Annotated in this window: 22 protein-coding genes, 3 tRNA genes and 3 rRNA genes; 21 read left to right on the forward strand and 7 right to left on the reverse strand. The window is 42.2% G+C overall.

What is annotated here, in order from left to right:
• The first annotated feature begins 70 nt into the window (after positions 1-70).
• From thiC to PTRA_RS02510, 6 genes are all read left to right on the forward strand, one after another.
• A complete protein-coding gene (gene thiC, locus PTRA_RS02485) occupies positions 71-2,023 on the forward strand; it encodes a phosphomethylpyrimidine synthase ThiC (protein WP_058372571.1) in 1,953 nt (650 codons plus the stop codon).
• 103 nt (positions 2,024-2,126) lie between these two features.
• On the forward strand, positions 2,127-3,128 hold the full coding sequence (locus tag PTRA_RS02490; protein ID WP_058372572.1) for an FAD-dependent oxidoreductase: 1,002 nt from the start codon (positions 2,127-2,129) through the stop codon (positions 3,126-3,128).
• Between the two features lie 7 nt (positions 3,129-3,135).
• Positions 3,136-3,330 carry a sulfur carrier protein ThiS gene (gene thiS, locus PTRA_RS02495; RefSeq protein ID WP_058372573.1) on the forward strand — a complete coding sequence of 65 codons (195 nt, stop codon included), beginning with the start codon at positions 3,136-3,138 and terminating at the stop codon, positions 3,328-3,330.
• 5 nt (positions 3,331-3,335) lie between these two features.
• Positions 3,336-4,127: a thiazole synthase gene (locus PTRA_RS02500; protein WP_058372574.1), complete on the forward strand. Its 792-nt coding sequence runs from the start codon at positions 3,336-3,338 to the stop codon at positions 4,125-4,127.
• A gap of 11 nt (positions 4,128-4,138) precedes the next feature.
• Positions 4,139-5,665 carry a thiamine phosphate synthase gene (gene thiE / locus PTRA_RS02505; protein WP_058372575.1) on the forward strand — a complete coding sequence of 509 codons (1,527 nt, stop codon included), beginning with the start codon at positions 4,139-4,141 and terminating at the stop codon, positions 5,663-5,665.
• A gap of 21 nt (positions 5,666-5,686) precedes the next feature.
• Positions 5,687-6,433 (forward strand): HesA/MoeB/ThiF family protein, encoded by a 747-nt coding sequence (locus PTRA_RS02510; RefSeq protein WP_099046596.1) that lies wholly within the window; start codon positions 5,687-5,689, stop codon positions 6,431-6,433.
• 170 nt (positions 6,434-6,603) lie between these two features.
• Here PTRA_RS02510 and asd read toward each other — a convergent pair whose 3' ends face one another.
• Together asd and rsgA are read right to left on the reverse strand one after the other, a co-directional pair.
• On the reverse strand, positions 6,604-7,470 hold the full coding sequence (gene asd / locus PTRA_RS02515; protein ID WP_041454339.1) for an archaetidylserine decarboxylase: 867 nt from the start codon (positions 7,468-7,470) through the stop codon (positions 6,604-6,606).
• Between the two features lie 15 nt (positions 7,471-7,485).
• The gene (gene rsgA, locus PTRA_RS02520) at positions 7,486-8,544 is read right to left on the reverse strand and encodes a small ribosomal subunit biogenesis GTPase RsgA (RefSeq protein ID WP_011327196.1); all 1,059 of its coding nucleotides are present in this window, start codon (positions 8,542-8,544) and stop codon (positions 7,486-7,488) included.
• A gap of 122 nt (positions 8,545-8,666) precedes the next feature.
• Here rsgA and orn point away from each other — a divergent pair, with 122 nt between their 5' ends.
• The 4 genes from orn (at position 8,667) to PTRA_RS02540 (ending at position 9,715) form a co-directional block, all read left to right on the forward strand.
• The gene (orn, locus tag PTRA_RS02525) at positions 8,667-9,212 is read left to right on the forward strand and encodes an oligoribonuclease (RefSeq protein WP_058372577.1); all 546 of its coding nucleotides are present in this window, start codon (positions 8,667-8,669) and stop codon (positions 9,210-9,212) included.
• A gap of 175 nt (positions 9,213-9,387) precedes the next feature.
• Positions 9,388-9,463: transfer RNA gene (locus PTRA_RS02530), tRNA-Gly, on the forward strand.
• A 50-nt stretch (positions 9,464-9,513) separates the two neighbouring features.
• Positions 9,514-9,589, forward strand: a tRNA-Gly gene (locus tag PTRA_RS02535).
• Between the two features lie 50 nt (positions 9,590-9,639).
• Positions 9,640-9,715: transfer RNA gene (locus PTRA_RS02540), tRNA-Gly, on the forward strand.
• Positions 9,716-10,005: 290 nt separating this feature from the next.
• Here PTRA_RS02540 and PTRA_RS02545 read toward each other — a convergent pair.
• From PTRA_RS02545 to PTRA_RS02555, 3 genes are all read right to left on the reverse strand, one after another.
• Complete coding sequence (locus PTRA_RS02545; protein ID WP_058372578.1) at positions 10,006-10,434, reverse strand: secondary thiamine-phosphate synthase enzyme YjbQ; 429 nt, start codon at positions 10,432-10,434, stop codon at positions 10,006-10,008.
• Complete coding sequence (locus PTRA_RS02550) at positions 10,431-10,898, reverse strand: chemotaxis protein CheX (RefSeq protein WP_011327200.1); 468 nt, start codon at positions 10,896-10,898, stop codon at positions 10,431-10,433. Before PTRA_RS02550 ends, PTRA_RS02545 begins: the two co-directional genes overlap by 4 nt.
• A 63-nt stretch (positions 10,899-10,961) precedes the next feature.
• Positions 10,962-11,399, reverse strand: coding sequence for a transcriptional repressor (locus tag PTRA_RS02555; protein WP_058372579.1), 438 nt, complete (start codon positions 11,397-11,399; stop codon positions 10,962-10,964).
• Between the two features lie 1,026 nt (positions 11,400-12,425).
• Here PTRA_RS02555 and PTRA_RS02560 point away from each other — a divergent pair.
• The 10 genes from PTRA_RS02560 to PTRA_RS02605 all read left to right on the forward strand — a co-directional run bounded on the left by PTRA_RS02560 (position 12,426) and on the right by PTRA_RS02605 (position 22,562).
• A 16S ribosomal RNA gene (locus PTRA_RS02560) occupies positions 12,426-13,961 on the forward strand.
• 299 nt (positions 13,962-14,260) lie between these two features.
• Positions 14,261-17,149: ribosomal RNA gene (locus PTRA_RS02565) — 23S ribosomal RNA — on the forward strand.
• 148 nt (positions 17,150-17,297) lie between these two features.
• A 5S ribosomal RNA gene (gene rrf, locus PTRA_RS02570) occupies positions 17,298-17,412 on the forward strand.
• The 16S, 23S and 5S rRNA genes sit together here, the layout of an rRNA operon.
• Positions 17,413-17,722: 310 nt before the next feature.
• Positions 17,723-18,691 (forward strand): tRNA dihydrouridine(20/20a) synthase DusA, encoded by a 969-nt coding sequence (dusA, locus tag PTRA_RS02575; protein WP_083497492.1) that lies wholly within the window; start codon positions 17,723-17,725, stop codon positions 18,689-18,691.
• 253 nt (positions 18,692-18,944) lie between these two features.
• On the forward strand, positions 18,945-19,625 hold the full coding sequence (locus PTRA_RS02580) for a PspA/IM30 family protein (RefSeq protein WP_058372580.1): 681 nt from the start codon (positions 18,945-18,947) through the stop codon (positions 19,623-19,625).
• A 10-nt stretch (positions 19,626-19,635) separates the two neighbouring features.
• Positions 19,636-19,842 (forward strand): PspC domain-containing protein, encoded by a 207-nt coding sequence (locus PTRA_RS02585; RefSeq protein WP_058372581.1) that lies wholly within the window; start codon positions 19,636-19,638, stop codon positions 19,840-19,842.
• Between the two features lie 36 nt (positions 19,843-19,878).
• A complete protein-coding gene (locus PTRA_RS02590) occupies positions 19,879-20,205 on the forward strand; it encodes a hypothetical protein (protein WP_058372582.1) in 327 nt (108 codons plus the stop codon).
• Between the two features lie 78 nt (positions 20,206-20,283).
• Positions 20,284-20,793 (forward strand): copper chaperone PCu(A)C, encoded by a 510-nt coding sequence (locus PTRA_RS02595; RefSeq protein ID WP_058374501.1) that lies wholly within the window; start codon positions 20,284-20,286, stop codon positions 20,791-20,793.
• Positions 20,794-20,801: 8 nt separating this feature from the next.
• Positions 20,802-21,788: a DUF2333 family protein gene (locus PTRA_RS02600; RefSeq protein ID WP_058372583.1), complete on the forward strand. Its 987-nt coding sequence runs from the start codon at positions 20,802-20,804 to the stop codon at positions 21,786-21,788.
• Between the two features lie 3 nt (positions 21,789-21,791).
• The gene (locus PTRA_RS02605) at positions 21,792-22,562 is read left to right on the forward strand and encodes a TIGR04219 family outer membrane beta-barrel protein (protein ID WP_058372584.1); all 771 of its coding nucleotides are present in this window, start codon (positions 21,792-21,794) and stop codon (positions 22,560-22,562) included.
• Positions 22,563-22,598: 36 nt separating this feature from the next.
• Here the strand turns inward: PTRA_RS02605 and PTRA_RS02610 are convergent, their stop codons facing one another.
• Positions 22,599-23,486, reverse strand: a complete 888-nt coding sequence (locus PTRA_RS02610; protein WP_011327209.1) for a TIGR03899 family protein — start codon at positions 23,484-23,486, stop codon at positions 22,599-22,601.
• Positions 23,455-24,015 (reverse strand): SRPBCC family protein, encoded by a 561-nt coding sequence (locus PTRA_RS02615; protein ID WP_011327210.1) that lies wholly within the window; start codon positions 24,013-24,015, stop codon positions 23,455-23,457. Before PTRA_RS02615 ends, PTRA_RS02610 begins: the two co-directional genes overlap by 32 nt.
• Before the next feature lie 301 nt (positions 24,016-24,316).
• Here PTRA_RS02615 and PTRA_RS02620 point away from each other — a divergent pair, with 301 nt between their 5' ends.
• Positions 24,317-26,494: a YgiQ family radical SAM protein gene (locus PTRA_RS02620; RefSeq protein ID WP_058372585.1), complete on the forward strand. Its 2,178-nt coding sequence runs from the start codon at positions 24,317-24,319 to the stop codon at positions 26,492-26,494.
• Positions 26,495-26,496 lie beyond the last annotated feature (2 nt).

The raw sequence follows: 26,496 nt of genomic DNA on the forward strand, positions 1-26,496 counted from the left end.
TACGATCCAATGAGGCATTTTGCCTTCTCAATTCTTCGCACAAGACAACCCATAAGCTATGAGGTAAGTCATGTCGAATACTGCAAAAAAATCATCGCGTCGTGAAACGCGAGCCGCTGCATCTGAATATATTTATAACTTAACGGGACAACCGTTTCCTAATTCGCACAAAGTGTATGTTGAGGGTACGCAAAACAACATCCGTGTAGGAATGCGTGAAATAACTCTGAGCGATACTTATATTGGCGGCAGTGATGAAAACCCAGTGTATGAGCCAAACGAGCCGCTACGTGTTTACGACACATCAGGCCCGTATACCGATCCAAACTTTGAGCTTGATGTACGCCAAGGCTTAGCAAAGTTTCGTGAACAATGGATTGAAAGTCGCGGTGATACCGAATTACTTGAATCAGTTACTTCACGCTTTACGCAACAACGTATGGCTGATGAAGGACTTGATCATCTTCGTTTTGAACATTTACCAAAGATACGCCGGGGTAAAGCGGGTAAAAATGTCACGCAAATGCATTACGCTCGCCAAGGCATTATTACCCCTGAAATGGAATACGTAGCGATACGCGAAAACATGGGCCGCAAAAAAATTCATGCTGAATTATTAGCCGCGCAGCATAAAGGCGAGTCGTTTGGGGCCAGTATTCCTGATTTTATTACGCCTGAATTTGTACGCGACGAAATTGCGCGTGGCCGCGCTATATTACCCAACAATATTAACCACCCCGAAACCGAACCTATGATTGTAGGGCGTAACTTTCTGGTAAAAGTAAACGCTAATATTGGTAATTCATCGGTAAGCTCATCGATTGAAGAAGAAGTAGAAAAAATGGTGTGGTCTACCCGCTGGGGGGCCGATACCGTTATGGATTTATCAACCGGGCGTTATATTCATGAAACTCGCGAATGGGTAGTACGTAACTCGCCTGTACCTATTGGCACAGTTCCTATTTATCAAGCGCTGGAAAAAGTAAACGGTGTAGCGGAGGACTTAACCTGGGAGATTTTTCGCGATACGTTAATAGAGCAAGCCGAACAAGGCGTCGATTATTTTACTATTCATGCCGGTGTGCTACTGCGTTACGTACCAATGACCGCAAAACGAGTAACCGGTATTGTATCGCGCGGTGGCTCTATTATGGCAAAGTGGTGTTTAGCGCATCATAAAGAAAACTTTTTATATACCCACTTTGAAGACATTTGCGAAATTTTAAAACAATACGATATTTGTTTTTCGCTTGGCGATGGCCTGCGCCCAGGCTCGATTGCTGATGCCAACGACGAAGCTCAATTTAGCGAGCTACGCACTCTAGGTGAGCTGACAAAGTTAGCCTGGAAACACGATGTACAAGTATTTATAGAAGGCCCAGGGCATGTGCCAATGCACATGATTAAGGCCAATATGGATGAGCAGCTTAAACATTGCGACGAAGCACCATTTTATACTTTAGGCCCGTTAACTACCGATATAGCACCTGGGTATGATCATATTACCTCGGGTATTGGTGCGGCTCAAATAGCGTGGTATGGCTGTGCAATGCTGTGTTACGTAACACCTAAAGAGCATTTAGGTTTGCCAAATAAGGAAGACGTAAAAGAAGGTTTAATTACTTATAAAATTGCCGCCCATGCCGCCGATTTAGCTAAAGGCCATCCCGGTGCGCAAGAGCGTGATAATGCGCTGTCAAAAGCGCGCTTTGAGTTTAGATGGCATGACCAATTTAATATTGGTTTAGACCCAGAACGTGCCCGCGAATATCACGATGAAACACTCCCGCAAGAGTCGGGTAAAGTAGCGCATTTTTGCTCTATGTGTGGCCCTAAGTTTTGCTCAATGAAAATCAGTCAAGAAGTACGCGAATATGCAAAAGATTTAGAAGCGCGTGGCATTGACCCTGCTAATGCTGCAGATACGATTACAATAAAAATGATTGATGTAGAAGCACAAATGAAAGCTAAATCGGACGAGTTTAAAAAAACCGGATCAGAAATATATCATAAAGCGATATAAATCAGCTTAAGGTATTGGGCAGCGAGCAGCGAGCAGCGAGCAGCGAGGGGGAGCTTAATACCTTGCTGCTCGTAGTAAGGGCTCGCAGCTAAAAGGAACTTTTATGTTTTACAATATTGCAGTGGTGGGGTTTGGTTTAGCCGGTAGGTTGGCGGCGCTTGAGTTGAGTAAGCAACACCGAGTTACTGTATTTGAGGCTGATAATGAACATACCCAAAACAGTGCGGGCAAGGTGGCTGCGGCTATGCTTGCTCCTCTTGCTGAGTCGGTATTGTGCGAGGCTGATTTAGCTTTAATGGGACTTGATTCTATAAAGCGTTGGCCTGGGATTATTGATGAGCTTGATAGCGAGGTTTTTTTTCAGCAGCAGGGCACATTAGTCGTCGCGCATCAGCAAGATAAAGGCGATTTAAAAAGCTTTGCTCAGCGACTAAAGCCGTTAGCTAATTATACCGGGGAGTCGGTGAACTCCCAGCAAATTGAAATGTTAGAGCCTGAGCTTGCTAATCGTTTTAGTCAGGGATTATTTTTACCCTGCGACGGGCAAATAGATAATCAGGCATTTTATCAAGCCAGCTTTACACAACTTAATAAGCGCAAAGTAAAGTTTGTATTTAATCAACGGATAACGATTAACGATAATAAAATTAATAACCGAGAGTTTGATTATATTATTGATTGCCGAGGGCTTGGCGCAAAAGATGATAAGCCTCTGCGGGGCGTACGTGGAGAAGTAGCTAGATTATACGCGCCAGAGGTGAGTTTAACGCGGCCCGTGCGCTTAATGCATCCGCGTTACCCCATTTATATAGCGCCTAAACCCAATAATGAATACGTAATTGGCGCGACTGAAATAGAGTCGCAAGATACAGGCCCAGCCACAGTGCGCTCTGCTTTAGAGTTACTTTCGGCAGCTTATACAGTGCACAGCGGTTTTGCCGAAGCGCGGCTATTAAATATTCAAACAGGGTTGCGCCCGGCATTTAGCGATAACCGCCCACAAGTAACACACGTTGGGCGAGTCATTAGTATTAATGGCTTATATCGCCATGGTTACATGTTGGCGCCAAGTTTAGTGGCAAATGCCCTTTTATGCATAGAGTGAAAATTAAATGAACATAACAATTAATGGTGAGTTAATAGCTATTAGCAGTAATAAGCTCATTAACTGTTTGCAGGATTTTGGTGGTGTTGCACCATTTGCGGTGGCGATTAATGGTGAGTTTATACCGCAAAGTCAGCATAGCGATTATCAATTAGCTGAGGGTGATAGTATTGAGCTGCTCTCGCCGATTCAGGGCGGATAATAGCTATGTCAAACAATGACTATTTAACTATTTATGGTGAGCAAATAAAAAGCCGATTACTAATAGGATCGGCGCTTTACCCGTCGCCAGCAGTGATGAATGAATCGATTGTTGCATCGGGCGCTGAAATAGTCACGGTGTCGCTTAGGCGTCAGCAAAGTGCGGCTGCGGGTGATGATTTTTGGCAGTTAATAAAAAACACAGGACTTAAAATACTACCTAATACAGCAGGGTGTCATAGTGTTAAAGAGGCCATTACGCTTGCTAAAATGTGCCGTGAAGTGTTTGCTACCGATTGGATTAAGCTTGAACTGATAGGGGACGATTATAACTTGCAGCCCGATCCGTTTGCACTGCTAGAAGCAACTAAAATACTGATTGATGATGGTTTTAAAGTACTGCCATATTGCACAGACGATTTAGTGCTGTGCCAGCGTTTAAATGCTTTAGGCTGTGAAGTATTAATGCCATGGGGTGCACCCATTGGTACAGGTAAAGGCTTGTTAAACAGTTATAATTTAAAAACAATCAGAGAGCGCTTACCTGAGGCGACGTTAATAGTGGATGCTGGTTTAGGTTTGCCCTCGCATGCCTGCCAAGCACTTGAACTAGGGTATGATGCAGTATTATTAAATTCGGCAATTGCTGGTGCGGGTTGCCCTATAACCATGAGCCGAGCATTTAAAGCCGCGGTAGAGGCTGGACGTTTTGCATATAAAGCCAAAGCAATGCCTGAAAAAGACGTAGCAGCCCCTTCAACCCCGACTATGGGTATGCCATTTTGGCATCAAGAATAAGTGAGACGAATATGAATAACGTAGTATGGACAATTGCCGGCTCAGACTCGGGCGGTGGCGCAGGTATTCAAGCCGATATAAAAGCAATGCAAAGTTTTGGTGTGCATGGATGCACTGCTATTACAGCACTGACTGCGCAAAATAGTTTAGGTGTTGAGGCAATTAATGCCGTATCTACCGATATTATTGAATCGCAGCTTTTAGCGCTCGAAAAAGACATGAAAGCCAAAGTAATTAAAATAGGCATGCTGGCAAATGTGCAGCAAATTCAATTGATCAGTGAACATATAAGCCATTACAAAGCTAAATGGCCAGTGCCCCCTGTTATTGTTTACGACCCAGTAGCTATTGCTACTAGCGGCGATTTATTAACAGAGGAAGACACAGTAAGTGCTATTAAAGAATGCTTATTGCCGCTGGTGGATGTAATAACCCCAAATACGCACGAAACCCAGTTATTAACTGGCGTGTACTTAATTGGTCCTGCGGCAATAAAAGAAGCCGCCAATAAGTTATTAAGCTGGGGCGCAAAAGCCGTGGTTATAAAAGGCGGGCATTGGGATTATCCAAGCGGCTACTGTATAGATTACTGCATAAATAATTTCACTCAAAAAGGCGAAGAATATTGGTTGGGAAATGAAAAAATTCAAACGCCACATAGTCATGGTACAGGCTGTAGTATGGCCTCGGTTATTGCTGCTTGCTTAGCAAAAGACTACCCGTTAAAAGATGCGTTTATTTTAGCTAAAGCTTATATTAATCAAGGATTGAAAGTAGCGGTGCGCTACGGAGAAGGAATTGGCCCAGTAGCACAAACCTCATTTCCAACCAACTTAGCTGATTACCCACAAGTAATAGAAGCGGGCAGTTGGTTAGGCGATGAACTCGATTTTGACGTTCCGCTTGATTTTAATATGGCTGCAGATTTTGCACCCTGCGAAAGTAAATCATTAGGTTTATACGCAGTGGTTGATAGTGTTGACTGGCTAGAAAAGTGCTTACAACAAGGCGTTAAAACTGTGCAGTTACGAGTTAAAAATAAAGACGATGCACAACTTGACGAATTAGTGGCAAAAGCGGTGGCACTGGGGGAGCAATATAATGCGCAGGTATTTATAAACGACTATTGGCAACTTGCAATTAAGCATGGTGCATATGGTGTGCATTTAGGCCAACAAGATCTAGAAAACACTAATTTAGCGGCGATTAAAAATGCAGGGCTTAGGCTGGGGCTTTCTACTCATGGCTTCTATGAAATGCTCCGCGCACATAATTACCGCCCAAGTTATTTGGCCTTTGGCGCTATTTATCCTACCACTACCAAAGATATGACAGGGCAAATACAGGGACTAGAAAAGTTATTTAAATTTGTCCCCTTAATGCAAAGCTACCCAACAGTGGCAATTGGCGGTATAGATTTAAAGCGTGCCAGCCAAGTTGCCAAAACAGGCGTTGGTAGTGTGGCTGTGGTACGTGCAATTAGCGAAGCTGATGATTATGTGCAGGCAATAAGTGCGTTGCAAGCGGCAATAAATTAAATGGGCCAGGTTAATAGCCAAATGAATGAACTTAGCGATAAAGAAATGCTGCGCTATAGTCGCCATATATTGCTTAAAGAAGTGGGACTTGCAGGGCAGTTAAAGCTTAAGTCGGCAAGTGTTGCAGTAGTAGGTGCGGGCGGTTTAGGCAGCCCCGCATTGCTGTATTTAGCCGCTGCGGGTATTGGTAAGCTCATTTTAATTGATGATGATGCGGTTGAGCTTTCGAACTTACAGCGTCAGGTGCTGTATAAAGTGAATCACTTAGGGCAAAAAAAGGTGGTTGCGGCAGGTAAAGTGCTCGCAAGTCTTAATAACCAAATTACTGTAATTACTCACGCTGAAAAACTGACTCAAGATAATAGCGCAGCACTACTCAATAATGCGGATATTGTGTTGGATTGCAGTGATAACTTTACCACTCGCTACAGTGTTAATCGCTTTTGTGTACAGCATAAAACCCCGTTAATTTCGGGTGCGGCACTGGCAACAAAAGGGCAGCTGATTAGCTTAGACTTAAGAAATGCTAATAGCCCATGTTATGGCTGTATTTTTCCACAAAGCGATATTGCGCCGCTTATTAATTGTGATAACGCCGGAGTAATTAGTCCGCTGTTAGGTATTATCGGCTCAATGCAGGCGCAGCTGACACTCAATATGTTATTAGGTCATTCTAGCGATTGTGTGTTTATGAGTATTAATGCACTCACTTTGCAGCAGCAACAATTTAAAGTGGTGAAAGATATCGACTGTAAGGAATGTAGGTAAAACCAGGGTTTCAGGTGTTAGGTATCAGGCAGATATCAGTCAAACTCGGTGTTTAAGTTAGCTATAGGCGAGTGATTTTCCACCGCGCATACTGAATTCACAAACTCACTGAAAAATAAAAACCCCGCGTTTATTACCATAAACGCGGGGTTTTACCTTATATCTATATCTTAATCATCAATTTTGGCAAACGGGGTGCCTAAACGGGTTACTGTTTCAGGAAGTTGATCATCAAGAATATCTGCTTTGTCGTCGCCCCAGGCAAGTACCACGGTAGAGCCAAGTTTAAAGCGGCCCATTTCTTCACCTTTTTTAAGGCTAATAGCGTTTTCGCCCTTGGTTGGGTAGTTCCAGCTAAATACATCGCTACCAGCTGGTGGTGTTACTGTACCCGCCCAAATAGTTTCAATGCTGGCAACAATAGTTGCGCCAACCAGTACCATAGCAAGTGGGCCTATTTCAGTTTCAAAAATAGCAACCACACGTTCGTTACGTGCAAACAAGTTAGGCACGTTTTGCGCAGTCAGCGGATTTACTGAAAATAAATCGCCTGGTACGTAAATCATTTTACTTAATGTGCCATCAATTGGCATATGAATACGGTGGTAGTCTTTTGGCGCTAAATAAATAGTTGCAAACTTACCGCCTAAAAATGGGGTTGTATCGTCTTTATTACCACCAAGTAGTGCTTGTAGGCTGTAATCGTGACCTTTAGCTTGAATTAGTTGGCCGTCAACAATATCGCCTAATTGGCTAATTGCGCCATCTACTGGATGAATAATAATGTCGCTGTCTGCAACTATTGGGCGTGCGCCATCTTTTAACGGACGGGTGAAAAACTCGTTAAAGCTTTCATAATGAGCAGGATCTGGGTGTTTAGCTTCACTCATATCTACTTTGTATTGCTTAATAAACAGTTTAATTAACGTGGTTGTTAACACACCCGCTTTAGCAGCGGCTAGTTTTCCTACTACGCGTGAAATAAAGTGTTTTGGCATTGCGTACTGCATTGCGATTTTAAATTTATCTAAACTCACTGGTTGTTTCCTAAATTATACGCGAGGCGCGCGAGAGCCTGCACGGCCATCGGCCATTGTTTCTAAAATTCTGTGGTAGCTGTCAAAGCGCAATTGCGAAATTTTGCCATCAGCTACGGCTTCTTTAATTATACAGCCCGGATCGTTTAAATGTTTACAGTCTCTAAATCGACACCCGCCTATAAATTCTCTAAATTCTTTAAAGCACCAAGTTACACGATCAACTTCTAAGTGCCATAAACCAAATTCACGTATACCTGGTGAATCTATTAAGTTACCGCCGCTTGGTAAATGATGTAGGCGAGATACCGTGGTGGTATGTTGGCCTAAACCACTGTTTTCAGAAACTTCTTTAGTTAGAATTTCAGCATCTGGAAGTACGGTATTAACTAAAGTAGATTTACCTACGCCACTTTGACCAACAAAAATATTGTTTTTTCCAACGAGTACATCTTTTAATTCGTCAATGCCATCGGTACTTATATTACTAACCAATAAAACTTTGTAGTCGAGCTTGCGGTATACATCGAGTACTTTTTGTATTTCACTAAGACCTTGCGCATCTATTAAATCTATTTTATTTAGTACTAAAATAGGCTCTATACCCATATCTTCGCAGGCTATTAAATAACGGTCGATAATACTTGGGGTAAATTCGGGTAGTACTGCTGACACCATTAATATTTGGTCAATATTAGCGGCTATTACTTTTACACCGTCGTAAAAATCAGGGCGAGTAAGTTGTGAGCGACGCTCTTGCGTGGCTTCAATTACACCAGCTAAATCCCCTTCGCTTACTTTAGCGCGGCGAAACAGTACTTCATCCCCACACACTAAATTAGACACAGTACGGCGTATATTACAGCGTAGTACTTCGCCGCTTTCAACTTCCACATCGGCATGTTGACCAAAACGACTGATCACAATAGCGCTTTCTACTTGGCCTAAATTATCGGTTTGCCATTCTTGCGCACCTTTTTTAGCAGGCCTTGCATCAGCACTGCTTATACGCTTTTGATGATTAGCCTTGATCTGACGAGACTGGCCTTTACTTAATTTTTTTTGTTTTGCCACAGGAGGCCTATAACCTTAGTTTAAATGTCGACTTAGCTAAAAAATGCTTTAGCTCGACGTATGATGCTAATATGATATATCGAAATGCGCTGGATCTAAAGGAAAGCACCGCTTAGGTAATTATGAATATTAATAAATCAAACTTAATTTGGCTCGATCTTGAAATGACCGGACTCGAACCAGAGACCGATAAAATACTCGAAATTGCGACCGTTGTCACTGATGCTGATTTGAATATATTAGCTGAAGGACCAACTATTGCCATTCATCAAAGTAATGAGTTACTTGATAGTATGGATGAGTGGTGTACCACTCAGCATGGAAAATCGGGTTTAACAGCACGCTGCAAGGCAAGTACTTACGACGAAGCCTATGCGGTTGAGCAAACAATAGCCTTTTTAAAACAATGGGTACCTGCAGGTGCATCACCGATGTGTGGTAACTCCATAGGGCAAGATCGTCGCTTTATGAATAAATATATGCGCGAATTGGAAGACTTTTTTCACTATCGTAATCTAGATGTAAGCACAATTAAAGAGCTCGCGCGTCGCTGGAAACCAGAGGTACTTGCACAAGTGAATAAAAAAGGCTCACATCTTGCGCTAGACGACATTAAAGATTCGATTATGGAATTAAAGGTCTATAGAGAAAAATTCTTTAATTTATAAAAAACACTTGCAAACACACTGTATTATTGTAGAATCCTGCCCCGCTCAAGACGATAACCCACGCGGGGTTAGTGTGTTTGAGTTGTTTAAATATAAAGCAATACTAGCTCAGTTGCTAGAATGTTGAACGCGACTTGTCGCGCAGCAACGGACGAATTACTGACTACTTTATAATGCGGCACTAGCTCAGTTGGTAGAGCGCGACCTTGCCAAGGTCGAGGTCACGAGTTCGAGCCTCGTGTGCCGCTCCAATTTCTAACCAAAAGAAATTGAAGTTATTTATATAACTAGAAGTAAAAATGCGGTACTAGCTCAGTTGGTAGAGCGCGACCTTGCCAAGGTCGAGGTCACGAGTTCGAGCCTCGTGTACCGCTCCAATTTCTGACCAAAAGAAATTGAAGTTATTTATATAACTAGAAGTAAAAATGCGGTACTAGCTCAGTTGGTAGAGCGCGACCTTGCCAAGGTCGAGGTCACGAGTTCGAGCCTCGTGTACCGCTCCAATCTTTTATATCTATTAAAAATATCCCTAAATAAAAAGCCATAAAAAAATTCTTATTTTAAATACAATCTTTCTCTATCTGATTTCATATGCAGTGAACTATCCAGCGACTGAAGAACACTAGGTTTTCTCGCTATGCATTCGATAAAAATTGCGTTAAAGCCTTTAGTAATTAGCAACGATAGTTACTCGCGAAGAGCAAGTTCTTTACCAATAAAGTGATGTGTTTTTACTGTGGTAATTAATGGGCGTGCGGCGGGAGTTAAGTGTAAGAGTGGATGAGGCGACTTGTTAAAACAACTCGCCTTGAATAGTTGCTACAATCCGCCTAGAACCACCGCTGTCTCGATGTTCACCTAAATAAATACCTTGCCATATACCTAGAGCTAAATAGCCATTTGTAATAGGAATGCTTAACTCACAGCCTAAAATACTGGTTTTTATATGGGCTGGCATGTCGTCGTCACCTTCATAATCGTGACGATAATAGGGTTGGCACTGTGGAACAAATTCATTAAAGTGGCTCTCCATATCCATACGTACAGTAGGATCGGCATTTTCATTAATGGTCAGGCTAGCTGAAGTGTGTTGAATAAATAAGTGCAGTAAACCCACCTTGTAATTTGTGAGTTCGGGGATTTGAATGAGTATTTCGTTATCAATTAAATGAAAACCTCGGATACGAGGTTTTAAAGTAATGACTTTTTGTTGCCAACTCATAACTTATCGAAACTCACTTCAATATTGGCGTTACCCGCATCGCAGGTAAATGGCATGAGTATTTTTTTACCTTGGCTTTTATGGGTAATAGTATGGTCTTTACCAGATACAACTATTGGGGTTGCCATATCAAAGTCGAAACCTTTTTGACCCAATAAGTTTTTAGCGCCACCTGTAACCATATTAGTAATTTCGCCTACCATGTCGGTCACTTCTTCATTTATACTATCCGGACGTTCGCCAAGCATACGCTCCATGATAGTTAGTGCTAACTGCTCATCAAAAGTTATTGAAAAAGAGCCTCGTGTTTGCGGACCAACCATTCCGATCAGGCCTGATACATCGCCACAGGCTTTCTCATCAGTTTTTATGCGTGGCTTACCTGGCTTTAATTGTGTTTGAGCCATTGTACTTAATACATTGATCAAAGAAGATAAAAAAGGGTTGATGAACTCTACATTCATATAAATTACTCTTAAATTGGTGCTAAAAAATAGCTATATAAAATGTTTATATAGCTAATAAGACTAGGCTGCTCTACAAGACTCACACCTTCCATGTACTTCTATTGTTTGCGCCGATACAACAAACCCACCTTCCGCAGCTAAACTATTTAGCTCATGCGAAATAACGGTTGAATGCAGTTCTTTAACAAAACCACAGGTATCGCAAATTAATAACTGTACAGGATGAATATGATCAAAATGATGGCACAACATAAATGCATTGGTGCTTTCAATTTTATGAATAAAACCAAGCTCAGCCAAAAAATCTAATGCACGGTATATCGTGGCAGGTTTAGCGCCAGTTTCTGTTACTTTTAATTGCTCGAGCAAATCATACGCGCCCACACCACCTTGCGCACTTGCAAGTAAACGAAATACCTTTTCACGGATAGGTGTAAATCGCGCACCACGGTTGTCACATACTTGTTTTGCTTTACTTACGAGTGATTCTATATTCATCGTTCTCTTATCCTTATGCTACCTTGATATAATATCACACTGTATTTAAGTTGCAGTGTTTAAATTAAACGCGTTTGTTAAAGCTATTCACTAAGGCGTGTTTATCTTTCGAGGTTGAATATGTAGTAGCACGTTTAATTTTAAAGAGAGCGCGTTTATAAGTGTGGTTATTCTACATTGATAGGTGGTAACGCTTGTTTGGATATTTGCTTGTAGTAAATGAGCAAGTAAATAATACCTATAATAATAGCCTCAGTGCTATATGGTAAAATAATGAAGGTCATTAGTTTTAAACTGCATTAAAAGTACGTTGGCTTTTTCTAACTCTTCAATATGTAGGTTATTAGCTACAAACAACTCACTACTTTTAGTTTTGTTTACTATTTGTACATGTTTAATGTGCGTAGTGTAATAGGTACACCTTATATTACCCAGAGCAATTAGAGTAGTGCTTAAAATAATGCACTACTTAGTACCAGCTTAGAATATAAAAACAAGCCGTGTTACCCAAAGTATTGATGGTTTAGTATTGTTTTTAATCGTTTGGTTTAAATATCAAACGAACAGCAGTTTATTTCAAGTTTTCTTTAAAAAACAGTTGATCTGTTTTCGGATCTCCCTATAATGCGACCCCACTGAGAAGGGAAACGCCAACGCATAGCAAGGCACGAACTACTTAGAGAGTTAAATAAAACTTCGGTTTTAAATCTTCCAAAAAGAAAGTTTAAAACAAAGTGTTGACTCGAAAAATAAAGGATGTACTATACGCATCCCTTGAGACGCTAAAGCGACTCAAAACGTTCTTTAACAATATAAAGCAATCATCTGTGTGGGCACTCGTACAGATTGAGTTCTAACAGCCAAACTACTTAGGTAGCGAGGCAAACAAATTAGAGTCTCAATTGAAAACTGAGTGACCAACAGAAGTAACTTATTTATAAGTTGCTTCGGCACAGTCAATTCAATATCGAAAGATATTAAAATAAATTCAGAATTCATTGAGCTGTCGAAAGACATAAAACTTTTTAATTGAAGAGTTTGATCATGGCTCAGATTGAACGCTGGCGGCAGGCCTAACACATGCAAGTCGAGCGGTAACAGAGAGAAGCTTGCTTCTTTGCTGACGAGCGGCGGACGGGTGAGTAATGCTTGGGAACATGCCTTGAGGTGGGGGACAACAGTTGGAAACGACTGCTAATACCGCATAATGTCTACGGACCAAAGGGGGCTTCGGCTCTCGCCTTTAGATTGGCCCAAGTGGGATTAGCTAGTTGGTGAGGTAATGGCTCACCAAGGCGACGATCCCTAGCTGGTTTGAGAGGATGATCAGCCACACTGGGACTGAGACACGGCCCAGACTCCTACGGGAGGCAGCAGTGGGGAATATTGCACAATGGGCGCAAGCCTGATGCAGCCATGCCGCGTGTGTGAAGAAGGCCTTCGGGTTGTAAAGCACTTTCAGTCAGGAGGAAAGGTTAACGGTTAATACCCGTTAGCTGTGACGTTACTGACAGAAGAAGCACCGGCTAACTCCGTGCCAGCAGCCGCGGTAATACGGAGGGTGCGAGCGTTAATCGGAATTACTGGGCGTAAAGCGTACGCAGGCGGTTTGTTAAGCGAGATGTGAAAGCCCCGGGCTCAACCTGGGAACTGCATTTCGAACTGGCAAACTAGAGTGTGATAGAGGGTGGTAGAATTTCAGGTGTAGCGGTGAAATGCGTAGAGATCTGAAGGAATACCGATGGCGAAGGCAGCCACCTGGGTCAACACTGACGCTCATGTACGAAAGCGTGGGGAGCAAACGGGATTAGATACCCCGGTAGTCCACGCCGTAAACGATGTCTACTAGAAGCTCGGAGCCTCGGTTCTGTTTTTCAAAGCTAACGCATTAAGTAGACCGCCTGGGGAGTACGGCCGCAAGGTTAAAACTCAAATGAATTGACGGGGGCCCGCACAAGCGGTGGAGCATGTGGTTTAATTCGATGCAACGCGAAGAACCTTACCTACACTTGACATACAGAGAACTTACCAGAGATGGTTTGGTGCCTTCGGGAACTCTGATACAGGTGCTGCATGGCTGTCGTCAGCTCGTGTTGTGAGATGTTGGGTTAAGTCCCGCAACGAGCGCAACCCCTATCCTTAGTTGCTAGCAGGTAATGCTGAGAACTCTAAGGAGACTGCCGGTGATAAACCGGAGGAAGGTGGGGACGACGTCAAGTCATCATGGCCCTTACGTGTAGGGCTACACACGTGCTACAATGGCGCATACAGAGTGCTGCGAACCTGCGAAGGTAAGCGAATCACTTAAAGTGCGTCGTAGTCCGGATTGGAGTCTGCAACTCGACTCCATGAAGTCGGAATCGCTAGTAATCGCGTATCAGAATGACGCGGTGAATACGTTCCCGGGCCTTGTACACACCGCCCGTCACACCATGGGAGTGGGTTGCTCCAGAAGTAGATAGTCTAACCCTCGGGAGGACGTTTACCACGGAGTGATTCATGACTGGGGTGAAGTCGTAACAAGGTAGCCCTAGGGGAACCTGGGGCTGGATCACCTCCTTATACGATTTAGAACTTATTTGTTCGTAGTGTCCACACAGATGATTGTTAATTAGTGCTTGTCCTTCGGGATAACTAATTAATATGCTCTTTAAAAATTTGGAAAAGCTGATAATAAAATTCTGATAGATACATTGTATTTATCAAGAGTTTTCAAAAGTAAAAAAAAGAATGGTAGCAGTACCATTCAGTGCCATTTAGTTAACTCTTATGAGTTGATTGATTGGTATCTACTTTAGTATTCAATATTGACTTCTGGCGAAGTTAAACTGTCACACAACAAAGACCCGTTTGGGTTGTATGGTTAAGTGACTAAGCGTACACGGTGGATGCCTTGGCAGTTGGAGGCGATGAAGGACGTATTAACTTGCGATAAGCCTAGTCAAGCTAGTAAAAAGCACTTGAGACTAGGATTTCCGAATGGGGAAACCCACCTGCTTGCAGGTATCGTTAACTGAATACATAGGTTAACGAGGCGAACGCGGAGAACTGAAACATCTAAGTACCCGTAGGAAAAGAAATCAACCGAGATTCCGAAAGTAGCGGCGAGCGAAATCGGAACAGCCCTTAAGCTTATTATGTGTTAATGGAAGGCTGCTGGAAAGCGCCACGATACAGGGTGATAGTCCCGTACATGAAAAGACATTTTAAGTGAAATCGAGTAGGTCGGAGCACGTGAAACTTTGACTGAATATAGGTGGACCATCATCTAAGGCTAAATACTCCCAACTGACCGATAGTGAACCAGTACCGTGAGGGAAAGGCGAAAAGAACCCCTGTGAGGGGAGTGAAATAGAACCTGAAACCGTGTACGTACAAGCAGTAGGAGCCCACTTGTTGGGTGACTGCGTACCTTTTGTATAATGGGTCAGCGACTTATATTTTGTAGCGAGGTTAACCGATTAGGGTAGCCGTAGGGAAACCGAGTCTTAACTGGGCGAATAGTTGCAAGGTATAGACCCGAAACCCGGTGATCTAGCCATGAGCAGGTTGAAGGTTGAGTAACATCAACTGGAGGACCGAACCCACTAACGTTGAAAAGTTAGGGGATGACTTGTGGTTAGGAGTGAAAGGCTAATCAAACCGGGAGATAGCTGGTTCTCCCCGAAATCTATTTAGGTAGAGCCTCGGACGAATACTTACGGGGGTAGAGCACTGTTAAGGCTAGGGGGTCATCCCGACTTACCAACCCTTTGCAAACTCCGAATACCGTAAAGTAATATCCGGGAGACACACGGCGGGTGCTAACGTCCGTCGTGAAGAGGGAAACAACCCAGACCGCCAGCTAAGGTCCCAAAGTCATAGTTAAGTGGGAAACGATGTGGAAAGGCCCAGACAGCCAGGAGGTTGGCTTAGAAGCAGCCATCCTTTAAAGAAAGCGTAATAGCTCACTGGTCGAGTCGGTCTGCGCGGAAGATGTAACGGGGCTAAACTATGCACCGAAGCTGCGGATTCATCTTAGGATGAGTGGTAGGGGAGCGTTCTGTAAGCCGTTGAAGGTGTACCGGGAGGTATGCTGGAGGTATCAGAAGTGCGAATGCTGACATGAGTAACGATAATGGGAGTGAAAAACTCCCACGCCGGAAGACCAAGGGTTCCTATCCCATGTTAATCAGGGTAGGGTAAGTCGACCCCTAAGGCGAGGCCGAAAGGCGTAGTCGATGGGAAACAGATTAATATTTCTGTACTCGATATAATTGCGATGGGGGGACGGAGCAGGCTAAGCAAGCATGGCGTTGGTAGTCCATGTGAAAGTGAGTAGGGCGTTTGTTTAGGTAAATCCGGACGAACATTAAACCTGAGACACGAGACGAGTCACTAAGGTGATGAAGTTGCTGATGCCATACTTCCAGGAAAAGCCTCTAAGCTTCAGATTATATGGAATCGTACCCCAAACCGACACAGGTGGTCAGGTAGAGAATACTAAGGCGCTTGAGAGAACTCGGGTGAAGGAACTAGGCAAAATCGTACCGTAACTTCGGGAGAAGGTACGCTCCTATCTGTGATGAGACTTGCTCTCTAAGCGGACGGGAGCCGCAGTGACCAGGTGGCTGGGACTGTTTATTAAAAACACAGCACTGTGCAAAATCGCAAGATGACGTATACGGTGTGACACCTGCCCGGTGCCGGAAGGTTAATTGATGGGGTTATCCTTAGGGAGAAGCTCTTGATCGAAGCCCCGGTAAACGGCGGCCGTAACTATAACGGTCCTAAGGTAGCGAAATTCCTTGTCGGGTAAGTTCCGACCTGCACGAATGGTGTAACCATGGCCACGCTGTCTCCACCCGAGACTCAGTGAAATTGAAATCGCAGTGAAGATGCTGTGTACCCGCGGCTAGACGGAAAGACCCCGTGAACCTTTACTACAGCTTGGCACTGAACATTGAACCTACATGTGTAGGATAGGTGGGAGACTTTGAAGATGAGACGCTAGTTTTGTTGGAGTCAACCTTGAAATACCACCCTTGTAGTTTTGATGTTCTAACGTTGGCCCCTGAATCGGGGTTACGGACAGTGCCTGGTGGGTAGTTTGACTGGGGCGGTCTCCTCCTAAAGAGTAACGGAGGAGCACGAAGGTTGGCTAAGTACGGTCGGACATCGTACGGTTAGTGTAATGGTAGAAGCCAGCTTAACTGCGAGACAGACACGTCGAGCAGGTACGAAAGTAGGTCATAGTGATCCGGTGGTTCTGAATGGAAGGGCCATCGCTCAACGGATAAAAGGTACTCCGGGGATAACAGGCTGATACCGCCCAAGAGTTCATATCGACGGCGGTGTTTGGCACCTCGATGTCGGCTCATCACATCCTGGGGCTGAAGTCGGTCCCAAGGGTATGGCTGTTCGCCATTTAAAGTGGTACGCGAGCTGGGTTTAGAACGTCGTGAGACAGTTCGGTCCCTATCTGCCGTGGGCGTTTGAGAATTGAGAGGGGTTGCTCCTAGTACGAGAGGACCGGAGTGAACGAACCGCTGGTGTTCGGGTTGTCATGCCAATGGCATTGCCCGGTAGCTACGTTCGGAACTGATAAGCGCTGAAAGCATCTAAGCGCGAAGCAGGCCTCGAGATGATTTCTCACTAGAGCTATAAGCTCTCTGAAGGGCCGTTGGAGACTACAACGTTGATAGGCAAGATGTGGAAGTGCTGTGAGGCATTAAGCTAACTTGTACTAATTACCCGTGAGGCTTAACCATACAACGCCAAACGCGTTTTATGCGACAGTTCAAGCAAGAAGTTAATATAACTAAAGTAGATATTACTGACAGAAAGACTTAAAAAATATTATCAGATATTTTCCAAATTCAGTTAATTTGTAGTAATACGAATTAACGCCCTAATTTGCTTGGTAACAATAGCGTTTTGGACCCACCTGACCCCATGCCGAACTCAGTAGTGAAACGAAACAGCGCCGATGATAGTGTAGCATTTGCTATGTGAAAGTAGGACATTGCCAGGCTCCAAATTGTAGAAAGCCCGAATCTAACAATTCGGGCTTTTTTACGTCTGCAAAAAAGTGAAAATGAGTAGCTGAACTTTGAACGCTGACGTTTTCAATATAAATGCTATCTATATTTTTTGCTTATTCTGATATAATAATGCTTGAATTTAGCGCAGATACACCTGATTTTATATTCTAAGACACCCCTTTTGATTGTTCCCTACGGTGTAGTTATTTTTAATAATAGATCTAAATGTGTGTAAATAAGCAAAAAAGAGATATTTAAATTGAACGAAATGTACTTAAACTTATATAGCACGGTGTACCAATGAAACCACTCGATAGACGCTTTTCTGTAGCACCAATGCTCGATTGGACTGATCGCCATTGTCGTACTTTTCATCGCAAAATGACTAAACACACAGTGTTGTACACGGAAATGATCACCACGGGTGCTATTTTGTTTGGCCGAGGCGACTACCTGCACTTTAATCAACACGAAGGGCCGGTTGCATTGCAGCTGGGTGGCTCTGATCCACAGGCTCTTGCACAATGTGCAAAGCTTGCGGGTGAGCGTGGTTATAACGAAATTAACCTAAACGTAGGTTGTCCGTCAGATCGCGTGCAGAATGGTCGTTTTGGTGCCTGTTTAATGGGCGAGCCGCAATTAGTTGCTGACTGTGTGGCGGCAATGAAGGCAGAAGTAAATATACCTGTTACGGTTAAAACGCGCATTGGTATTGATGAGCAAGACTCGTATGAGTTTTTGTGTGCACTTATAGAAGCGTCGCATAATGTTGGTTGTGATGATTTTATTATTCATGCTCGTAAAGCTTGGTTAAAGGGGTTGAGCCCTAAAGAAAACCGTGAGGTACCGCCGCTTGATTATCCACGCGTTTATCAGTTGAAAAAAGATTATCCACAACTCGATTTAAGTCTTAATGGCGGTGTTAAAACAATTGAACAAAGTTTAGAGCATTTACAGCATATTGATGGTGTGATGATTGGCAGAGAAGCGTATAGCAATCCATTTATACTTAATGAAGTAGACGAAAAAATTTACGGTGACATCGCTAACACGCAATCTCGTCATGATGTCGTGCGCTCTATGTATAGCTATATTGAAGACGAAATGCGCTTAGGGGCTAACTTTTGGCATGTTGCTCGTCATATGTTGGGGATTTTTCAGGGGCAGCCTGGTGCCCGCGGGTTTAGGCGTCATCTGTCTGAAAATGGCCATGGCAAACAAGCCGACTTATCAGTAATGGACAAAGCTTTGAGTTTTGTACCTGAATAATCAGCTAAGTGAATAATTTAATAAATGAATAAATACAGCCATCTTCGGATGGCTTTTTTGATCCTAAAAAATAGTCAAAAGTTTAGTTTATTGGTTAATTACACTTAATTTCATTCAGCTAAAAGTCACTTTAATTTATGAATTATAAGTTTAAGATGCTGAATTTAATGTGTTTTACTGTTTTTGTTATTACTTGGCATAACTCTTGGAATCTAATCTGTGTAATCACTTAAAAAGTTAACAGGAGAATCTCATGGGAATATTTAATCGCGTAACCGATATTGTTCAGGCAAATATAGTGTCGATATTAGACAAGGCAGAAGATCCAGAAAAATTACTTAATTTAATGCTCAGCGAGATGCAAGATGCACTTACTGAGTGTCGTATTACGACAGCGGCTTTGTTGTGCGAAGAAAAAACACTTAAACGTCAAATTGAAAATAAAAATAATAATTTAGTATATTGGCAGGATAAAGCTGAGCTAGCAATAGAGAGAGGTCGAGATGATTTAGCAAAATCAGCTTTGCTTGAAAAACAAGCCATTAGTAACACAGTTGTAGCAAAGCAGCTGCAACTAGAAACGCTGCAGCAATCAATAACTAAAGTGACTGCAGATTGTCAGCATTTGCAACAAAAAATAGCTGAGGCTAAAGCCAAGCAAACACAGTTAGTACAGCGACACAATATAGTGGCTGCAAGAGGACGAATAAATAGCCAATTACAAAGTGAAAAAGTTGCACATGCACTTTCTCGATTTGAGAAAATAGAGCAGCGCGTAGAAGGTATTGAAGCACAGGTAGAAGCGTACGAGCTTACTGATTCAGAAAATACTATAGCTGCACAAATAGACGCTTTGGTGAAAAATGAACAAGTAGATACAGAGTTAGCTCGCTTAAAAGCTGAATTGAAAACTAACTTAAAACAGAGTGCTTAAGGAGATTATTATGAATAGCTTTAACAGCAAACGTGATTGGTACAAAGATCCACAGAATAAAAAAATATCGGGTGTGTGTAGTGGTTTAGCGCAGCGATTAGATTTGCCTGTGTGGTCAACACGACTTGTCACTATTTTATTATTTTTGAGTTTTCCGTTTGCAATTGCGCTAGGTTATTTGATTGCGCATTGCTGCCTAGAAGAAAAAGTAATTTAAGCTAATTTACATTTAGATTGGATTAAGGAGCGCTAAATGAAAGCGTTAGCCGTATGCATAGTTGTTTATTTACTATTTTTTACTGATATTGTCTCTGTGGTGCACTTTGATACTTGGCAACTACCGCTTTGGATTGCAGATACAAGTTGGACTGGGCTTGAGCTAATAGGAGCTTTAGCGGCTATTATTATTTTTGTAGCTGTTGCAGTACTCATAACGATAGGATTAGTTGGCGCAGCAGTAGTTGCATTAGTAGGAACTGTTTTGGCATTTTTATTTGGATCACTGATGATTGCTTGGCCGTTACTATTTATCGCGGTACTTTGCTGGTTAGTAGCTGATAACAAAAAAGTAGCATCTTAACTCTAAATTAACTGACTATTGCAACTGAACTATGTTAAATTTGATACTTAGCATTATGTTTTAACAAGGATTAGAGTGGTGATTAAACAATGTATTTCAATTGCTTTGTTGTCGGTTTTGAGTCTTTTTTCATCATCATTGATGGCACATTCAGGGCATGATCACGATGCGGATGTTGCTATTATTAAGGTCAGTAATGCACAAATAAGGGAGTTTTTACCTGCCACAACTTCAAGTGTAGGTTATTTAAGTATTATAAATCATAGTGATACTGTGGCTACGTTGACTAAAGCAACTATTGACGGCTTAGGCCGCGTTGAAATTCATGAACACTCGCACGTAGATGGCATGATGAAAATGCAAAAAGTTGAATCGTTAATAATTAACGCCCATCAACAAATCGATTTTAAGCCTGGTGGCTATCATTTAATGATTTTTGAACCACAAGAACCGTTAAAAGTAGGCCAACAACGCAAACTCACACTATATTTTAGTGATGGCAACCGTGTATTTACGAATGCTGAGGTGGTATCGCTTGCATCACAAGCAGAACAATCACAAGCATCAAAACAACATACTCATCATTAGGGGGATCAATGTCACAACATAAAGGGAAAATAGTTGCTGCATTAGCTATATTACTAATTATTTTTTACGCAATAGCTGTTTATTGGAGTACGGAGCCTGCTCGTTTTAATGTGGTAGAAAAAGCAAAGCAGCAAGCGCAACAACGTAATGAGCAATTTGTTATTGGTTATACAACAACATCAACATTAATGACGGTAGCAAGTACGTTACTCGAAAAACCTGGCGGTTATTTATCAAATGATGTTTTGCCGCCAAGTATAATAATGGACGATATGCCTGCGTGGGAATATGGCGCACTCGAAATGGTGCGTGATTTAGCCCTTTCTATGCGTAAAGATTTTAGCCGTTCGCAATCGCAATCGACTGAACACGAAGCTCTAAAAAAAGCACAGCCGCAGTTTAATATTAGCTCTGAAGCGTGGGCGTGGCCAAGCGCTGAAGGTGAATATCAAAAAGGCATTGATTACTTATTGGTATATCGTACTCAAATAGCGAATGACCATGAGCGTGACAGTCAATTTTATGCTCGCGCCGATAACTTGCGTAGCTGGTTAAAAGAAGCTGAAAAGCGTTTAGGTAGCTTGAGTCAGCGTTTAAGCGCTAGTGTAGGCCAAGATAAAGTAAACACTGATTTAGCGGGTAATACATCAAATACACAAGCAACTTTTTCTCCATTACAACAGCAAGCTAAAACGCCATGGTTAGACATTGATGATGTATTTTATGAATCGCGCGGTGCTACTTGGGCTTTATTGCATTTCTTACAAGCGGTAGAATATGACTTTGCCGATGTGCTTGAGAAAAAGAATGCACGCGTAAGTGTGCAGCAAATTATACGAGAGCTTGAGGCAACTCAAGAAACAGTATGGAGCCCAATGATATTAAATGGGAATGGTTTTGGTTATGTAGCAAACCATTCACTGGTTATGGCAAATTATATATCTAGAGCCAACGCGGCTCTTATTGAACTTAGCGAATTATTGACCCAAGGATAGAAAATGAAAAAGTATTGTTTAGCAGCAGCCCTTTCAATGGCATGTTTAGCACCTGCAGCGCAAGCTGATACCTTATTAGGCTTGTATGTAGGTGTTGATGGTTGGAAAGCGGATAACGAAGGAAGCTTTTCTTATAAAGGAAATGCACCACAAGATTTTAATTTTGACGATGAAACCTTCGTAAGCTACTACGCTGCACTTGAGCATCCAGTGCCATTAGTACCTAATATTAAATTAAGATACACAGAGCTTGAGCTTACCGGCTCTACACGTCTGGATAAAACATTTTCTTTTAATGGTTCAGATTACGTTGTAGGTACTACGGTTAATTCAGTAAGTGACTTAACTCACATTGATTACACATTTTATTACGAAATCTTTGATAACGACTTAATCTCTATCGATTTAGGTGTTAACGCTAAGCAGTTTGATGGTGAGATTTTAGTTAAAGGTACTACGCAACAAGGTGGCGTTGATTATACTGAAACTGTTGAGTTTTCAGGCTTTGTACCATTGGTTTACGGCCGCGCTGAAGCAGGCTTACCTTTTACCGGTTTAAGCGTGTTTTTTGAGGGCAGCTTTGTAGCAATTGACGATAGCAAAGTTCAAGATTACCAAATGGGCATTGCGTGGGAATTTATTGATAATCTAGCAATAGATGTTGCTGTTAAAGCAGGTTACCGCTCAATGACATTAGAGCTAGACGATGTTGATGATATTAACACTAATATTGATGCATCGGGTCCATTTGCGGGCATTCAAGTACACTTTTAATTACACTGCTAATTAATAGTATATAGCGTGGCTTTGCTACTTAGTAGTATGCCACGCTAGTTCAAATTCACTCTCAAGTGCACTATTAAGTAACTGCTTATACACCTTATTTACCGGGTAGTTAATGAGTTTAGATAGCTCATCACCTGTTTGCGTAAACTTATAATAACTCAATACTAAATCGCTATTTTTTGCTTTTAACGTTACTTTTTGTGATAAAAACGATAACGTAAGTTCTTGCCCCGTTTTTAGTACCGCAGACTCTATCTCTTTTCGATATAGTAAATTTAAATCCATTAAAGTTAATATATCAGGGAAGCTAATCCCTGTTTTTCCTAGATTTAAAGATACTTTATTGCCCTTACGTAGCAAATCAAATAGTGATGGTTTTTTATAAAACCCCAGTAAAATGAAGTGGCTATCGTCTTTTTCATTATAACCAGAGAGGGATACACACTTTTGTAGAGAGTCAGCTTCGCGCTGGGTCATATGCTTAAGTGTTTGCAAACTTTTTATTGAGAAAGTACCCGGGTTAAGCGTTTCACCGGTGAGTATTTTTGCCCAAAGTGACTGCATAGATTGATTCGAGGTATCACCACATAGCGCTACAAAGTGTTCTACCCAATCGGCATCGGGTTGTTTACTACTGGCTACGTCAGGACAAAAATCCATTGCCATAGCTAAAATTGTTTCTATATTTTGCTGTTGCTTAATGAGCAGTAAGTCTTGTCTTTTTTGTGCTCTAGCTAAAACGGTATTGTCGCTATTAATGCGATATAGCGGTTTAACTTTGCCTTGGGGGCCATAACTTTGTTCATTATTATGGGATGCCTCATTATTGCCTACTTTAATAATAGGATAGCCCAGTAACGACTCTATGGTATTAGCGAGATTAATTCTTGCTTGTGCGGTTTTGACTGCCATGACTTTCCATTATTGTTTGTGCATCACTTAGCTGCGCTACTGTTTTTAAATTATTGAGCCCCAGTGATACCGCGTTACTTAAAATGTGCTCACTAAGCACAGCCACATACCCAGAAACTAAAGGCAGCGTAGCTTGCCCCGTAATTTGAAAAGTAACCGTGACCGTTTTTGCATTTTGCGTAAATATTACATTAGCGGCAATAATATGTTCTTGAGCAAATAAAATATTCAACACCATTTTGTTTGCACTTAACGCTGTGGTGGTCATTTCACCTGCGCCCCATTTACTTTGCCATGATTGATGAGCACCAACCCCTGTGCTTGGCTCACCTAAGGAAAATTCCACAGAGGGATCCAGCTTCTTCCAAGGCGACCATTTATGCCACTGCGAAAAGTCAGTGATTAAGGGTTTTACTATGTGCGTATTGGCATTAATGTTAATACTCTTTGTGACGTTATAGCTCTGGGGTAGTAATAGGCCAATAACGATAAAAAGTAAGAGTAAAACTAATAAAAGTTGCACTAACATTTTTAATATTTTAATAAAAAACCCTCAGATAAATTAGGTTACAAACTCATAACTTATTATTAATTTAGCATATTAACTCGGGTGTGCTTAACTTTCGAGGTTAATTTTATAGCAGCTATTTTTTAATTTAACTAGATACTTAGCCACAACCTATAAAAAGTAATAGTTAATTGAGGTGTATGAGTGCTAAAAAATAACGAAACTTCACTTTAAAACCGCGCGGCACAGCAAAGTAGTGCTCTATCAAGGTAGATTGGTATAGGGTATAATTTGCGCCTTTTGTTATTAAACGGTCAATTTTATGAGCACACTTAAAGCTAAGCGCGCATTATTCTCATACCCAAAGTATTGGGCTGAGTGTTATGGCACAGCACCATTTTTACCTACTACACGCGAAGAAATGGATGCACTTGGCTGGGATAGCTGCGATATAATTATTATTAGTGGCGATGCTTATGTAGATCATCCTAGTTTTGGGATGGCAGTAATTGGCCGTGTACTTGAGGCGCAAGGTTTTAGAGTGGGTATTATTGCTCAACCAGAATGGGACTCTAAAGAAGCTTTTATGGCGCTGGGTAAACCCAATTTATTTTTTGGTGTAACCGCTGGCAACATGGACTCGATGATTAACCGTTATACTGCTGAAAAACGCATGCGCCATGATGATGCCTATACGCCAGACAACATTGGTGGTAAACGCCCTGATCGTGCGGTAATCATTTACTCACAACGTTGCCGCGAAGCGTATAAAGATGTACCACTTATTTTAGGTGGCATTGAAGCAAGTTTACGCCGTGTTGCTCATTACGATTATTGGCAAGAAAAAGTGCGTCGTAGTATTTTGTTTGACGCTAAAGCCGATATTTTAATATACGGTAATGCGGAGCGCCCACTGGTTGAGGTTGCTCATCGCATTGCAGCGGGCGAAAGTACCGATACCATTCAAGATGTACGAGGGACTGCGGTTATTCGTAAAGAGCCGCTACCAGGTTGGCGTGGCAGTGATTCTACCGCTATTGATAAAATAGGTAAAATTGATCCCATTCCAAACCCGTATGGCGCAGATGATGTTGGCTGTAGCAAATCAGAATTTAAACAAGCAGGTATAGACTTAAAAGCCGAAGCCGCCAAGGTTATTACTATTCAGCCAGCGCGCCCTAAGCCATGGGAAAAAACCTACGTTAAATTACCTGCGTTTGAGCAAGTAAGTGTGAATAAGCCATTGTATGCACATGCTTCGCGTATTGTGCATCAAGAAACCAACCCAGGTTGTGCCCGTGCTATTTTTCAGCGCCACGGCGATCGTTCTATTTGGGTTAATCCGCCAGCATATCCATTAGAAACACATGAAATGGACGCCGTATTTGGTTTGCCGTATCAACGTATTCCTCATCCTAGCTACGGGGATGCAAAAATACCAGCTTACGACATGATTAAAACGTCAGTGAATATTATGCGAGGCTGTTTTGGTGGTTGCTCCTTCTGTTCGATTACTGAACATGAAGGGCGGATTATTCAAAGCCGTTCGCAAGAATCAATAATTGAAGAAATTGAGCAAATTAGAGATAAAGTACCCGGGTTTACCGGGGTTATTTCTGACTTAGGTGGCCCAACAGCCAACATGTATAAATTGGGTTGTACTAGCAAAAAAGCAGAGAGTACCTGTCGACGTTTATCGTGTGTATACCCTGAAATATGTAAGCATATGGATACCGATCATACGCCAACAATTGAACTGTATAAAAAAGCCCGTGAAGTTAAAGGCATTAAAAAAATATTAATCGCTTCGGGTGTACGCTACGATTTAGCCGTGCAAGATCCACGTTACGTTAAAGAATTAGTTACTCACCATGTAGGTGGATATTTAAAAATAGCGCCAGAGCATACCGAAGATGGGCCATTATCAAAAATGATGAAGCCAGGTATGGGAGCGTACGATCAGTTTAAAGCGTTATTTGATAAGTACTCAAAAGAAGCGGGTAAAAAACAGTATTTAATTCCATACTTTATTTCGGCGCACCCGGGTACTAAAGACGAAGACATGGTAAACATGGCTTTGTGGCTTAAGTCGAACGACTTTAAGCTTGATCAGGTACAAAATTTTTACCCATCTCCTATGGCAAATGCGACCACTATTTATCATACCGAGATGAACTCACTGCGTAATATTAAAAATAATACCGAAGTAGTACCTGTGCCTAAAGGTGCGCGCCAGCGTCGTTTACATAAAGCAATTTTACGCTATCACGATCCAGCGGGCTGGCCAATGATCCGCGAAGCACTGCGCAAAATGGGCAAAGCTAACCTAATAGGTAAAGCGCCAAATTGCTTAGTGCCAGAAGAAGGGCGTGATGAAAGAGCTGCAAAAGGAAGTAGTCGAGGTGGGCGCCCAGCATTAACGCGCCATACTGGGTTTAGCCAGTTTCATAAGGCTAATACAAAACCAAAAGTAGCGAGTAATCGCCAAAGAGCTAAATAGAG

This window comes from Pseudoalteromonas translucida KMM 520 (assembly GCF_001465295.1).
GTDB lineage: Bacteria > Pseudomonadota > Gammaproteobacteria > Enterobacterales > Alteromonadaceae > Pseudoalteromonas > Pseudoalteromonas translucida.

Coding starts and splice junctions, on each gene's coding strand:
- PTRA_RS02545 (WP_058372578.1), bottom strand. CDS start 10,434: ATGAGTTGGCAACAAAAAGTCATTACTTTAAAACCTCGTATCCGAGGT.
- PTRA_RS02620 (WP_058372585.1), top strand. CDS start 24,317: ATGAGCACACTTAAAGCTAAGCGCGCATTATTCTCATACCCAAAGTAT.
- PTRA_RS02490 (WP_058372572.1), top strand. CDS start 2,127: ATGTTTTACAATATTGCAGTGGTGGGGTTTGGTTTAGCCGGTAGGTTG.
- PTRA_RS02580 (WP_058372580.1), top strand. CDS start 18,945: ATGGGAATATTTAATCGCGTAACCGATATTGTTCAGGCAAATATAGTG.
- thiS (WP_058372573.1), top strand. CDS start 3,136: ATGAACATAACAATTAATGGTGAGTTAATAGCTATTAGCAGTAATAAG.
- PTRA_RS02615 (WP_011327210.1), bottom strand. CDS start 24,015: ATGTTAGTGCAACTTTTATTAGTTTTACTCTTACTTTTTATCGTTATT.
- PTRA_RS02550 (WP_011327200.1), bottom strand. CDS start 10,898: ATGAATGTAGAGTTCATCAACCCTTTTTTATCTTCTTTGATCAATGTA.
- thiC (WP_058372571.1), top strand. CDS start 71: ATGTCGAATACTGCAAAAAAATCATCGCGTCGTGAAACGCGAGCCGCT.
- PTRA_RS02600 (WP_058372583.1), top strand. CDS start 20,802: ATGTCACAACATAAAGGGAAAATAGTTGCTGCATTAGCTATATTACTA.
- PTRA_RS02555 (WP_058372579.1), bottom strand. CDS start 11,399: ATGAATATAGAATCACTCGTAAGTAAAGCAAAACAAGTATGTGACAAC.
- orn (WP_058372577.1), top strand. CDS start 8,667: ATGAATATTAATAAATCAAACTTAATTTGGCTCGATCTTGAAATGACC.
- PTRA_RS02605 (WP_058372584.1), top strand. CDS start 21,792: ATGAAAAAGTATTGTTTAGCAGCAGCCCTTTCAATGGCATGTTTAGCA.
- PTRA_RS02590 (WP_058372582.1), top strand. CDS start 19,879: ATGAAAGCGTTAGCCGTATGCATAGTTGTTTATTTACTATTTTTTACT.
- dusA (WP_083497492.1), top strand. CDS start 17,723: ATGAAACCACTCGATAGACGCTTTTCTGTAGCACCAATGCTCGATTGG.
- PTRA_RS02610 (WP_011327209.1), bottom strand. CDS start 23,486: ATGGCAGTCAAAACCGCACAAGCAAGAATTAATCTCGCTAATACCATA.
- PTRA_RS02585 (WP_058372581.1), top strand. CDS start 19,636: ATGAATAGCTTTAACAGCAAACGTGATTGGTACAAAGATCCACAGAAT.
- thiE (WP_058372575.1), top strand. CDS start 4,139: ATGAATAACGTAGTATGGACAATTGCCGGCTCAGACTCGGGCGGTGGC.
- PTRA_RS02510 (WP_099046596.1), top strand. CDS start 5,687: ATGAATGAACTTAGCGATAAAGAAATGCTGCGCTATAGTCGCCATATA.
- PTRA_RS02500 (WP_058372574.1), top strand. CDS start 3,336: ATGTCAAACAATGACTATTTAACTATTTATGGTGAGCAAATAAAAAGC.